Source organism: Streptomyces sp. RKAG290, from assembly GCF_023701695.1.
Taxonomy (GTDB): Bacteria; Actinomycetota; Actinomycetes; order Streptomycetales; family Streptomycetaceae; genus Streptomyces.
In genome coordinates this window covers 1-12,736 of record NZ_JAJOZC010000021.1, presented here as the reverse complement: position 1 = coordinate 12,736, position 12,736 = coordinate 1, and the positions used below count along the sequence as shown (strand labels likewise).

3 protein-coding genes and 8 pseudogenes are annotated in these 12,736 nt (G+C 73.5%); 10 read left to right on the top strand and 1 reads right to left on the bottom strand.

Features of this window, described 5'->3' with window-relative positions; translation table 11 throughout:
* From LNW71_RS35895 to LNW71_RS35880, 4 genes and pseudogenes are all read left to right on the top strand, one after another.
* Positions 1-585, top strand: a pseudogene (locus tag LNW71_RS35895) (xanthine dehydrogenase family protein subunit M); the annotation flags it as partial.
* A pseudogene (locus tag LNW71_RS35890) lies at positions 582-2,742 on the top strand (xanthine dehydrogenase family protein molybdopterin-binding subunit). The pseudogenes LNW71_RS35895 and LNW71_RS35890, both read left to right, overlap by 4 nt.
* Positions 2,735-3,882: pseudogene (locus LNW71_RS35885) on the top strand (XdhC family protein). The pseudogenes LNW71_RS35890 and LNW71_RS35885 overlap by 8 nt, the downstream one beginning before the upstream one ends.
* Positions 3,883-4,042: 160 nt before the next feature.
* Entirely contained in the window at positions 4,043-4,855 is an 813-nt protein-coding gene (locus LNW71_RS35880; RefSeq protein WP_250972383.1) for an NPP1 family protein, read from the top strand.
* Between the two features lie 118 nt (positions 4,856-4,973).
* On the opposite strand, the pseudogene LNW71_RS35875 reads toward LNW71_RS35880, so the two are convergent.
* Positions 4,974-6,638: pseudogene (locus tag LNW71_RS35875) on the bottom strand (IclR family transcriptional regulator C-terminal domain-containing protein).
* A 171-nt stretch (positions 6,639-6,809) separates the two neighbouring features.
* Between LNW71_RS35875 and LNW71_RS35870 the strand changes: the two are divergent.
* The 6 genes and pseudogenes from LNW71_RS35870 to LNW71_RS37240 form a co-directional block, all read left to right on the top strand.
* Positions 6,810-7,589: pseudogene (locus tag LNW71_RS35870) on the top strand (CoA transferase subunit A).
* Positions 7,589-8,235, top strand: a pseudogene (locus LNW71_RS35865) (CoA transferase subunit B). Before LNW71_RS35870 ends, LNW71_RS35865 begins: the two co-directional pseudogenes overlap by 1 nt.
* Before the next feature lie 121 nt (positions 8,236-8,356).
* Positions 8,357-9,163 carry a protocatechuate 3,4-dioxygenase subunit beta gene (gene pcaH / locus LNW71_RS35860; RefSeq protein ID WP_250972382.1) on the top strand — a complete coding sequence of 269 codons (807 nt, stop codon included), beginning with the start codon at positions 8,357-8,359 and terminating at the stop codon, positions 9,161-9,163.
* Positions 9,163-9,765, top strand: a complete 603-nt coding sequence (gene pcaG / locus LNW71_RS35855; protein ID WP_250972381.1) for a protocatechuate 3,4-dioxygenase subunit alpha — start codon at positions 9,163-9,165, stop codon at positions 9,763-9,765. The genes pcaH and pcaG overlap by 1 nt, the downstream gene beginning before the upstream one ends.
* Positions 9,734-11,172 (top strand): annotated as a pseudogene (gene pcaB, locus LNW71_RS35850) (3-carboxy-cis,cis-muconate cycloisomerase). Before pcaG ends, pcaB begins: the two are co-directional and overlap by 32 nt.
* Before the next feature lie 329 nt (positions 11,173-11,501).
* A pseudogene (locus LNW71_RS37240) lies at positions 11,502-12,736 on the top strand (alpha/beta fold hydrolase); the annotation flags it as partial.

The following is a 12,736-nucleotide window of genomic DNA, read 5'->3' as shown; positions in this document are numbered from 1 at the left end:
CGGTTGCCCCGCCGTCGAGGGCGAGCACCACAACACGCGATCCTCGGCGCCTCCGAGCACTGCGTGGCAACCCACCCCTCGGACATGGCGGTCGCGCTCGCTGCCTTCGACGCCGTCATCGCTTACGAAACGGCCGACGGACCGGGCGAGTTGCCGATCGCGGACCTCTATCTGCCCGTCGGTGACACCCCGCACATCGAGACCGCCCTGCCGCCCGGTGCGCTGGTGACCGGTGTGGTGCTGCCGCCGGCCCCGGTGGCCGCGCACTCCCGGTACCGGAAGGTGCGCGAGCGCGCCTCGTACGCCTTCGCGATCGGTTCGGTAGCCGCCGCACTGGATGTCCGGGACGGCGTCGTGCGGGAGGCGCGTCTCGCGTTCGGAGCCGTCGCGTCCCGGCCGTGGCGGGCCCGCACGGCCGAACGGGCGCTGGTCGGCGGGCCCGCGAGCGCGGCGGCGTTCGCCGCGGCGGCGGACGCCGAACTGTCAGCCGCGAAGGCGCTCCCCGAGAACGGATACAAGGTGACGCTGATGCGCAACCTCGTCGTGGCCGTGCTGACCGAACTCGCCGAGGAGGCCGCCCGATGACCACGAAGACCGACAACGCCGCCGTCACGGGAGCGATCGGCTCCGGTCACACCCGGGTGGAGGGCCGCGACAAGGTCACCGGGGCCGCCCGCTACGCCGGCGAGATCCCGTTCGCGGACCTCGCCCACGGCTGGCTGGTCCTCTCGACGGTGGCCCGGGCCGTGTCCGGTCGGTGGAGGACGCGCCCGTCCTGGCCATGCCGGGAGTCCTCACGGTGCTGCACCACGGGAACGCGCCGCGCGTCGACACCGACTACGTGGGCATGCTGGGGCGGCCGAACCCGATCGTCGGGATCTTCCAGCACGACCGGGTGCCCTTCGTGGGCTGGCCGGTGGCGCTGGTCGTGGCCGAGACCTCCGAGCAGGCCCGGGAGGCCGCCGACGCGCTGGTCGTCCGCTACGACGTGGAGCCGCACGACGTGGAGTTCTCCGCCGGGCACGCCGGTGCGTACACGCCCGAGGACAGTGCGTTGGTCCAGGCGGAGACGTCGAAGGGGGATGTGGAAGCTCAACTCGCCGCCGCGGCCTTCGTCGTGGACGAGGAGTACACCACCCCCGAGGAGCACCACAGTTCGATGGAGCCGCACGCGGCGACGGCTCGCTGGGACGGCGGCCGGCTCGACGTCGTCGACTCCAACCAGGGGACCAGCTGGGTGGCGACCGAACTCGCGAAGCTCTTCTCCCTCGATCCGTCCTCCGTCCGGGTGCGGTCCGAACACGTGGGAGGCGCCTTCGGATCGAAGGGGCTGAGTGCCCATCAGGTTGCGGCCGTGATGGCGACCACGCTCCTCCACCGGCCCGTCCGTGTCGTCATGACCCGTCGTCAGATGTTCTCGCTCGTCGGTTACCGCAGTCCCACGGCCCAGCGGGTCAAGCTCGCCGCCGACGCGGACGGCCGGCTGCGCGCGTTGGACCACCAGTCGCAGAACCTCACGTCGACCGTTCATGAATTCGTCGAGTCGAGCGCGGTGCTGGGGCGCGTCCTGTACGACGCCGACGCGCATCACACCCTGCACAGGCTGGTACGCCTCGACGTGCCGACCCCCACCTGGATGCGTGGGCCGGGCGAGGCGCCGGGCTCCTTCGCCCTGGAGTCGGCCCTCGACGAACTGGCCGAGAAGTGCGGTGTGGACCCGATCGAGCTGCGGGCACGCAACGAACCCGGAACGGGCCCCGTTTCGGGGCTGCCGTTCAGCAGCCGCAACGTGCTCGCGTGTTTCGACGAGGGCGCCCGCAGGTTCGGCTGGGCGGACCGGGACCCGCGGCCGGGTCTGCGCCGGGAAGGGCGCTGGCTGCTCGGTACCGGAACGGCGGCGGCGACCTATCCCTCGGGAGTCGGCGCGTCCACGTCGGCCGTGACCGCGGAGGCGGACGGAACGTACACCGTACGGATCAACGCGGCGGACATCGGGACCGGTGCGCGGACCGCGATGGCCCTCGTCGCCGCGGACGCGCTGGAAGTGGCTCCGGACCACATCCGGGTACGCCTCGGGGACAGCGACCTGGGCCCCGCGATGATCGCCGGAGGCTCCACGGGCACGCGCTCCTGGGCCTGGGCGGTGCGACTGGCGGCGGCCGAGCTGCGCGAGCGGCTGGCCCTCGGCGGGGCATTCCGCCGGAGGGCATCACCGCCCGGTCGAACACCGCCGACGCCATCGGCGCCCTCCCCGAGATGGAGCGGCACTCCTTCGGGGCGCAGTTCGCCGAGGCGGCGGTGGACGTCACCACCGGGGAGGTGCGCGTACGCAGGCTGCTGGGCATCTTCGCCGCGGGCACCATCGTCAACCCGCTCACCGCCCGTAGCCAGTTCGTCGGCGGAATGACCTGGGGGCTGTCGATGGCCCTGCACGAGGAGGCGATCCGGGACCGGGCCTCCGGCGGCCACGTCGGCGCCGACCTGGCCGGCTACCACTTCGCCGCGCACGCCGACGTGCCGGTTGTCGAGGCCGACTGGGTGGACGACCACGTCCCCGACGACCCGGTCGGGATCAAGGGCATCGGCGAGATCGGCATCGTGGGCGTCGCCGCAGCGATCGCCAACGCCGTCTGGCACGCCACCGGGGTGCGCCACCGGGAGCTGCCGATCCGTCCCGACCGTGTGCTGCGCGCGGCGGAAGAGGCCCGGCGGCGGGCGGCGGGGGAAGCCCCGGGTGCTTGAGATCGCGGACGCCCTGCACCGCTGGTTCGAGGAGGGCCGGGACTTCGCCGTCGCCACCGTCGTGGCCGTCGGCGGCAGCGCACCGCGAGGCCCCGGCGCCGCTCTCGCCGTCGACAGGGACGGCACCGCCGTCGGCTCCGTCTCCGGCGGCTGCGTCGAAGGTGCGGTGTACGAGCTGTGCGTGCAGGCGCTCGACGACGGACTGACGGTGCGCGGACGGTTCGGGTACAGCGACGAGGACGCCTTCGCGGTGGGGCTCACCTGCGGTGGCGTCATCGAAGTCCTGGTCACACCGGTGCGATCGGCCGCACCGGTGTTCCGGGCAGGGGTGTCGGCCGCGGACCGGGGTGAGTCCGCGGCACTCGCCCGGGTGGCCCGCGGCCGGACGGACTGCTCGGCGGTGCGCTGCTCGTGCACGCCGACGGATCGTACGAGGGCAGCCTGCGCGGGCACCCGGATCTGGAGCGTGCGGCAGCGGCGCAGGCCCGCGCGATACTGGACAGCGGCCGCAACGGCACCGTCGAGATCGCGGAGGACGGCTCGCACTGCCCCGGCGGCGTGACCCTGTTCGTGGAGTCGAGCGTGCCGCCGCCCCGGATGATCGTCTTCGGCGCCGTGGACTTCGCCACGGCGCTCGTGCGGGCGGGCAAGTTCCTCGGCTACCACGTGACGGTGTGCGACGCCCGGCCGGTCTTCGCCACCCGGGCCCGCTTCCCCGGCGCCGACGACCTCGTGGTCGACTGGCCGCACCGGTACCTCCGGCGCACCGCGACCGACGAACGGACCGTGCTGTGCGTGCTCACCCACGACGCCAAGTTCGACGTCCCGCTGCTGGAGACGGCCCTGCGGCTGCCGGCCGCGTACGTCGGCGCGATGGGCTCTCGCCGCACGCATGAGGACCGCGACCGGCGGCTGCGCGAAGTCGGCCTCACCGAAGGTGAGTTGTCCCGGCTGCGTTCGCCGATCGGCCTCGACCTCGGCGCCCGCACCCCGGAGGAGACCGCGCTGTCCATCGCGGCGGAGATCGTTGCCGTGCGCCGGGGCGGTTCGGGTGCCCCGCTGACCGGTTCCCGGACGCCCATCCACCACGATGCCGACGGGCGGCCGGAGGGCGGGTCCCGCACTGCGGCGGCGGCATGACCCTGACCGGTCGCGCCGCCCGCCGTCCGTACGGAGGTTGACCGCGCGGGGGAGGCGCGCCCCCGCGCGGGCGGGCCGCCCGGCTGTTGGCCGGGCGTCACCGTGCGGAAACCCATGGCGCCCTACCGGGCCACGAGGTTCCGCGAGCGTAGGCATGGGCATGTCATTGCATGCTCGGTCCGACACGCTCGATCAGGAGGAACCAGTGAGTAGAAGACGACGGATCCGCGGGATCTCGCTCGCACTTGCCGCCGCCGGGGCATTGGTCCTTGCCTCGCCGGGCAACGCCTTCGCGGCCGTGCCGGGCGCCCTTCCCGCGAACGCGGACGCGCTGGAGCAGACGTTCCAGCCGGCCTACGACTACGACGGTGACGGCTGCTACCCGACACCCGCCATCGGCGCCGACGGGGCCATCGCTCCCGGGCTGAAGACCACCGGCGCCGTCAACGGCAGCTGTCACGACGCCTGGGACCTGGACAACACCAACGGCTACGCGCGCTCCAAGTGCAACAACGGCTGGTGCGCCATCATCTACGGCCTCTACTTCGAGAAGGACCAGGCAGTTGCCGGGAGCGGTCTCGGCGGCCACCGCCACGACTGGGAGCACGTCGTGGTGTGGGTGCAGGACAACGAGGCGAAGTACGTCTCCACCTCCGCCCACGGCGACTTCAACGTCTACGGCCGGGACCAGATTCAGTGGGACGGCACACACCCCAAGGCCGTCTATCACAAGGACGGGATAGGCACGCACTGCTTCCGGCCCGCGAGCCCGGGCGACGAGCCGCCGGAGAACCACTACCACCAGTGGCAGTTCCCCGACCTGGTCGGCTGGAACGGCTACCCGGCGGGTGTCCGGGACAAGCTGGTGCAGGCCGATTTCGGGAGCGCCGTGTTCGGCCTGAAGGACGGCAACTTCGCCGCCCACCTCGAAAAGGCGAAGCCCGCCGGAATCCCGTTCGACCCCAACGCCTGACGGCCCGAGACCGGGGCGGCCGGGCCCGGCCCGGTGCCTGCCCGCCCCGGTGGTCCGGCCGGGCAAACGGGGCGGGCAGGCACCGGGCCGCCCTGCCCCAGCGCGGCGCCCCTCGGGGTCACATCGGCGGGACCCGTACGTACCGTTCGGTGATGTGCAGGTCGGCCTCGATGAGGCCGGCCGCCGTGCGCAGCCGGGGCAGGACGTCCGCGACGCACTCCGGCACGCTGCGACTGCTGCTGTGCATCGCCACGTTGACCGCAGCCACGACCGCCCCACGACGGTCGTGCAGCGGGACGGAGACCGAGCGCAGCCCCACCTCCAGCTCCTCGTCGACCAGTGCGTACCCGTCGTCACGGACGCGGTCGAGGACCGCGCCGAGCAGGTCGGGCCGGGTGACGGTGTACGGGGTGAGGGCGCGTGGTTCGGCCCGGGCGAGGCGGATCTCGCGCTCCGCCGGCGGCAGCGCGGCCAGCAGAACGCGTCCCATGGACGTCGCATGCGCGGGGAAGCGCGTGCCGACGCTGATGTTGACGTTCATGATGCGGTGGGTCGCGACGCGCGCGGTGTACTGGACCTCATCGCCCACCAGCACCGCGAGCGAGGCGGAGTCCTGGACCTGCTGGGTCAGCGCGGCGAGGTGGGCTGCGCGATCTGCGGCAGCGCCGCCAGGGACAACGGCGGGTAGCCGAGGCCAGTACGCGCGGGGTGAGGCGGTGCGCCCGGTCGTCCGTGGTGACGTAGCCGAGGTGTTCCAGGGTGATGAGGGCGCGCCGGGCGGTCGCACGGGCCAGGCCGGTGGCCCGCGCGACGTCGGTCAGGGCCAGGGCGTCCCGGCCCTCGCCGAAGGTGGTGAGCACGGTCAGGCCGCGTGCCAGGGACTCGATGAACTCACGGCCCAGCTCCTGCTTGGACGCCCCCGTCCAGGAGGCCAGCGCGGTGGGGAGGGCGGGACATCGGCGGGCGGGGCCTGGCGGAGCGCGTCCTCCATGGCCGCGGCCGCCGCGAGCACCCGGGGCAGCAAGGTGTCGCGCAACGACGCGGCGGTGTGCCGGCTGGTGTGGCTCACCACGCTGACGAGACAGGCCACCTCACCCCCCGGGGAGCGCACCGGCACGGCGAGGGCCACCAGTCCCGGTTCGATCAGCTGGTCGTCCACGGCCCACCCGTCGCGCCGGGCCTGTTCGACGCGGGCCGTGAAGTCCCTTTCGTCCGTCGGCTGTCGCGGGGGTGCGGCCGGGAAGGCCAGCCCCTCAGGATCCGCTGCCCGGCGGGCCCGCCATGTCGCCCACTCCTCCGCTCCCCAGGCAGCTGCCAACAGGGGTCCGGGCGCGGTGCGTTCCAGTGGGAGCAGATCGCCGATGCGGAAGCTCAGCGACATGGCGCGGCGCCGGGTGGCCTGATGGATGAACCGGATGCCGTCGCCGTCGCCGACCGCGAGCGACACCGATTCGTCGAGTTCGTCGGCGAGCGCGTCGGCGCTCTCGCCGAGGAGGGACGGAAGGCGCAGTGCCGCCAGATAGGCGTTGCCCAGTTCCATGAGCCGCGGGGCGAGCGTGACGTCGCGCCCGTCCAGGCGTACGTAGTCCATCCGGGCCAGGGTCGCGGTGATCCGGTCGACGGTGGAGCGTGCGAGACCGGTGGCGCGCTCGATGGCGCTCGGGCTCATGGTCCCGCCCGCGTCGGTGAGCCGGCGCAGGACGGCGATGCCACGCATGAGCGGGGCGACGGCCTCGGCCGGCGCCGGCGTCTCGGTCTGCTGGAGCGTGTGGGTCGGTGGCATCGGCTCTCCGTCGGGCGTCGTGGGGACACAGTAGTGAATACCGGCAGGTGAGGGGCGGTTCGCCCGGCACAGACGGAACGCGGACCGTTGACAGGCGCTCTGCGCGGCGGCAGACTCCGTGCCAAGAATAGTGAAAGAAACTTCACTACGCGAACAAGAAGAGGTGGTCCGGTGGACAAGGTGGTCGCTTCCGCCGAGCGGGCCGTGGCCGACGTGCCGGACGGTGCCTCGATCGCGGTCGGGGGATTCGGACTCAGCGGGGTGCCGGACGCCCTCATCGAGGCCCTGCACGGCAAGGAACCCGCGACCTGCGCGTGGTCTCCAACAACTGCGGCGCGCAGGAATCCGGGCTGGCGGTCCTGCTGGCCGCGGGCCGGATCAGCCGGGTCACCGGCTCGTACATCGGCGGCAACAAGGAGTTCGCCCGCCAGTACCTCGCCGGCGAGCTGGAGCTCGAACTCATCCCGCAGGGCACCCTCGCCGAACGGCTGCGGGCAGGCGGCGCCGGCATCCCCGCGTTCTACACCCCGGCCGGCGTCGGCACGCTCGTCGCCGACGGCGGCATGCCCTGGCGCCACGACGGTAACGGCGGCGTGTCGATCGCCTCCCCGGCCAAGGAGGTGCGCGAGTTCGACAGCGCCCCGTACGTCCTGGAGCGGGGCATCCGCACCGACTTCGCCCTCGTCAGGGCGGCCGTGGGGGACCGGCACGGAACCTCGTCTTCAACAAGTCGGCCCGCAACTTCAACCCGCTCGCCGCCATGGCCGGCCGGATCACGATCGCCGAGGTCGAGAACTGGTCGAGCCGGGCGGGATCGACCCCGACCACGTACATCTGCCTGGGATCTTCGTGCAGCGGGTGGTCGCGCTGACTCCCGAGCAGGCCGCGGACAAGAGGATCGAGCAGCGCACGGTGACGGCACGCACGAGCTCGCGCGACGGTGGCAGCTGATGCCCTGGAACCGGCAGGAGATGGCCGCACGGGCAGCTGCCGAGCTCCGCGACGGCGAATACGTCAACCTGGGCATCGGCCTTCCGACGCTCATCCCCAACCATCTCCCCGAAGGGGTGCACGTCGTCCTCGAATCCGAGAACGGCATCCTGGGCACCGGCCCCTTCCCGTACGACGACGAAGTCGATCCCGACCTGATCAACGCCGGCAAGGAAACGGTCACCGTCCTGCCGGGAGCCTCGTTCTTCGACTCGGCGCTCTCCTTCGGCATGATCCGCGGCGGCCACATCGACACGGCCGTGCTCGCGCCATGCAGGTCTCCGCCCGCGGCGACCTCGCCAACTGGGCGGTGCCGGGCAAGCTCGTGACCGGCATCGGCGGTGCCATGGATCTCGTGCACGGGGCCCGCCGGGTCATCGTGACGATGACCCACACCGCCAAGGACGGCAGCCCGAAGATCGTCCAGGATTGCACCCTCCCGCTCACCGGCCGCGCGTGCGTCCACCGGATCATCACCGACCTGGCCGTCCTGGACGTGACGGGCACCGGCCTGGTGCTGGTCGAGACCGCGCCGGACGTCAGCACCGCCGACGTGCTGGCCCGGACCGCCGCCCCGGTCCGCATCGCCGAGGAGACCAGGCCGTGAGCCCGCGTCCCCGTTCCCGGCGAGGCGCCGCTCCCCACGCCGAGGGCTCCCGCACGGCCGCGCCGCGCACCGGCGCCCGGCAGGCAACCGCTCCCGAACCGGAAAGGCAGCACCGACACCCATGACCACCCCACCCGCCCCGGCCGACATCATCCGGCCGCCCGCGCTCACCCAGGCCGACATCAGCGCCGAGATCACCGCCGCACGCGAGGGCTACGCCAAGTCGCTCGCCGAGGGAGCGTCCGTCCGCGCGCACCCCGCCCGGGACTACGCCCCTTACCGCAGCAGCACCCTGCGCCACCCACGCCACCCGCTGATCGCGATGGGAGCCGATCCGGAGGACGTCGAGCTCTCCGGACCCGTCTTCGGCGTCACCGACATCACCGACCTCGACCACGACCTCACCCGCCGGCACCACGGGGAACCGCTGGGGGAGCGGATCACGGTCACCGGGCGGGTCCTCGACCGTTCCGGCCGTCCCGTACGCGGTCAGCTCGTCGAGATCTGGCAGGCCAACGCGTCCGGCCGCTACGCCCACCTGCGCGACCAGCACCCCGCGCCGCTCGACCCGAACTTCACCGGCGTGGGCCGCTGCCTGACGGACGACCAGGGCGGGTACTCCTTCGTCACCGTGAAACCGGGCGCCTACCCGTGGCGCAACCACACCAACGCCTGGCGCCCCGCCCACATCCACTTCTCGCTGTTCGGGTCCGCGTTCACCCAGCGTCTGATCACGCAGATGTACTTCCCCGGCGACCCGCTCTTCGCCTACGACCCGATCCTCCAGTCCGTCACCGACGACGACGCCCGCGGGCGCCTCGTCGCCGCCTACGACCACGACCTGTCCACACCCGAATGGTCGCTCGGCTACCGCTGGGACATCGTCCTCGACGGGCCGTCCGCGACCTGGACCGAGGAGGGACGCTGATGCCCGCACCCACCCCCACCGCAGCTGACGGCACGCTCGCCCCCACGCCCTCACAGACCGTCGGACCCTTCTACGGCTTCGCCCTGCCGTTCGCGGGCGGTGGCGACCTCGCGCCCGCCGGCCATCCCGGCACCGTGGTGCTGCGCGGCCAGGTGCTCGACGGGGCCGGAGCGCCGGTGCCCGACGCGGTCGTCGAGGTGTGGCAGCCCGCCCCGGACGGCTCACGGCACGGCGCGCCCGGCTCGCTGCGCCGCGACCCGGTCACCGGAGCCGTCATCGGGCGCCACGGTCTCGACTTCACCGGTTTCGGCAGGGTGGCGACGGACGCCGACGGGCACTACACCATACGGACCCTGCCGCCTGGCGGGGTCCCGTACGTGGCGATCGCCGTCTTCGCCCGCGGACTGACGCACCACCTGTACACCCGGGCCTACCTGCACGACGCCGCGGGCCTTGCACAGGACCGGCTGCTGTCGGCCCTGCCGGAGCAGCGCAGGGCGACGCTCCTGACCACGCCGGAAGACACCGGCGTCCACCGCTTCGACATCCGTCTGAGTGACGACGGTGTGCATGAGGAGACGGTCTTCCTTGACTTCGGCTGACGCATTCGCGGACACCGGCCTGCTCGCACCGGTCCGCGCGGGAACGGCCGTCGAGCAGGCGACGGGGGACGCCGCGTACGTACGCGCCCTGCTCGACGCCGAAGTGGCGCTCGTCCGCGCCCAGACCTCACTGGGGACCGCCCCCGCCGGGGCGGCGGAAGCCGTCGCCGCGACGGCGGCCGACACCTCCCGGTTCGACGCCCGCTCGCTGGCCCTGCGTGCCCGCTCCGGCGGCAACCCGGTCATCCCGCTCGTCGCCGACCTGACCGCGGCCGTCGCCGAGCGGGCTCCGGACGCGGCCTCCCACGTCCACCGCGGAGCGACCAGCCAGGACATCCTCGACACCGCGGCCATGCTGGTGGCGTCCGAGGCCCTGCGCCTGATCCTGGCCGACCTCGACCGGGTCGCCGCCGCCCTGGCACGCACGGCGGCCGAGCACCGCGACACCCCGATGGCGGGCCGCACGCTCACCCAGCACGCCGTGCCGACCACCTTCGGCCTGAAGGCCGCGGGCTGGCGCAGCCTGGTCCTGGACGCCTCGGCCCGGATCGCCGCGGTCCGGGCGGCTCTTCCGGTGCAACTGGGCGGCGCTGCCGGGACGCTGGCGGCCTTCGCGGCCTTCGCCTCCCCCGGGGCGCCGATCCCCGGCCCGGCCCGGCGGCGTACGACTTCGGGGTGCGCCTCGTCGAGGCATACGCAGCCGCGACCGGACTGTGCGCACCCGCACTGCCCTGGCACAGCCTGCGGACCCCGATCGCCGACCTGGGCGGAGCGCTGGCCTTCACCTCCGGAGCACTCGGCAAACTCGCCGCCGACGTTCTCCTCCTGTCCCGCACCGAAATCGGCGAGGTCTCCGAGAGCACCGGCGGGGCATCGTCCGCGATGCCGCACAAGGCCAACCCGGCGCGTGCCGTTCTCATCGCCGCGGCCGCCCGCCAGGTACCCGCGCTCGCGGGTGTGCTGTACGGCTCCCTCGCGGCCGAGGACGAACGCCCGCCCGGTGCCTGGCACGCGGAGTGGCAGCCCCTGCGCGAGGCGCTGCGTACCGTCGGCGGAGCCGCAGACGCGGCCGCGTCACTGGCAGAGGGGCTGCGTGTCCACCCAGCGCGCATGCGCGAGAACCTCGACGTCACGGGTGGACTGATCGTCAGCGAACGCCTCGTCGCGGTGCTCTCGGACCTGGTCGGGCGGGCCGCGGCCCGCGCGGCGGTGACCAGCGCCGCCGGACGCGTGGACCGCGAAGGCATCGCACTCCACGAGGCCCTGAGCCAGGAACCGGCGCTGGCGGACGCGGTGTCGAAGGACCGCGTCCGCGCCCTCACCGACCCGGCCGGCTACACGGGCTCGGCCGGCACCCTCGTCGACCGCGCACTGCGCCGCCCGGACGGTGGGCCGGACATGGTGTGACGCACACGTGGTCACGGGGGACAGGCCTGGCGTGAGGGGCGCCCGTTGACCAGCGTCCCGCGCAAGCCGTCCCGCGCAGACGGTCCCGCGCAAGCCGCCCCGCACAAACCGCCCCGCACAGCGCCCTGTTGCCCGTCAGGTGACGTACTCCGCGCCCACCGCGCCGGCCGACAACGTCACCCCCCCCCCGCCATCCCGTCCGACACCACCGGCCCGCCCGCCGCAGCGTTCCCGCTTCCCCCGACCCCGGTCGCCCGCCCTCCCCGCCACACACCGGCCGCCCGCCTCGCCGTGCCATCCGGCACCGGCAGAGCCGAACCAGGAGCCTCATGACAACCCCGTACTCCTCCGGCACCCCCACGCCGCGCCTCCTGCACCATCAGGTGGACGGACCGCTCTCCGGCTCGCCCTGGTCCTCGGGCCGTCCCTCGGAACGTCACTTGCCGTCTGGGACGGACAGCTCGCCGGGCTCGCCCGCGAACACCGGGTGGTCCGCTGGGATCTGCCCGGGCACGGCGGCACCCCGGTGGGCTGCTCGCCGCCGGGGACGGCGTACCCGAGGTCGCCGCGCACGTGCTGCGGCTCGCCGACGCGCTCGGCATCGACCGGTTCGCGTATGCGGGCATCTCCCTCGGCGCGCCGTGGGTGCCTGGCTGGCAGTCCACCACCCCGACCGGATCCGGTCGCTCGCTCTGGTGTGTTCCTCGGCCCGGTTCGGCGAACCGCAGGCGTGGCGGGAACGCGCGGCGCTGGCGCGGGCCGAGGGCATCGAGCCGGTCGTGGAGGGTGCCGCGGGCCGCTGGTTCACCCCGGACTTCGCGGCCGGCACCACCGCCCGTGCCGTTCTGGCCGACCTCCGTACCGTCGAGCCCGAGGCGTACGCCGGACTGTGCGACGCCCTCGCCGCCCACGATCTGCGCGGCGAACTGGCACGCATCACCGCACCCACGCTCGTCGTGGCCGGCCGCGACGATCCGGCCACCCCGGTCGCGCACTCCCGCGAACTGGCCGACACCATCCCCGGCTCGACGCTGGTCGAACTCCCGGGCGCCTCCCACCTGGCCGGCGTGGAACGCCCCGACCCCGTGCGCGCCGCCCTGCTGAGCCACTTCGCGACCGGCACCGCACCCGTCACCGACGACGCGGCCCGGCACGCCGCGGGCTGGCCGTACGCCGCACGGTCCTCGGGGACGCACACGTCGACCGTGCCGTCGCCGGCACCACACCCTTCACCGCCGTCTTCCAGGACTTCATCACCCGCTACGCCTGGGGCGAGGTGTGGACCCGGCCGGGTCTCGACCGCCGGACCAGGCGTTGCCTCACCCTCACCGCGATGGTGGCACTCGGCCACCACGAGGAACTGGCCATGCACCTGCGGGCCGCGCTCGGCAGCGGCGACCTCACCCCCGTGGACGTACAGGAAGTCCTGCTCCAGGCGGCCGTCTACTGCGGAGTCCCGGCGGCCAACGCCGCGTTCGCCGCCGCGGACCGGATCCTCGCGGACATCGCCGACGCCGCGGAATGTCCCCGCCCAGCGGAAACCACCCACCCAGCCAAGGAGCAG

Excerpts from the sequence above, each read along its gene's own strand:
- LNW71_RS35880 (WP_250972383.1), top strand. The coding sequence starts at position 4,043 with ATGTCATTGCATGCTCGGTCCGACACGCTCGATCAGGAGGAACCAGTG.
- pcaH (WP_250972382.1), top strand. The coding sequence starts at position 8,357 with ATGACCACCCCACCCGCCCCGGCCGACATCATCCGGCCGCCCGCGCTC.
- pcaG (WP_250972381.1), top strand. The coding sequence starts at position 9,163 with ATGCCCGCACCCACCCCCACCGCAGCTGACGGCACGCTCGCCCCCACG.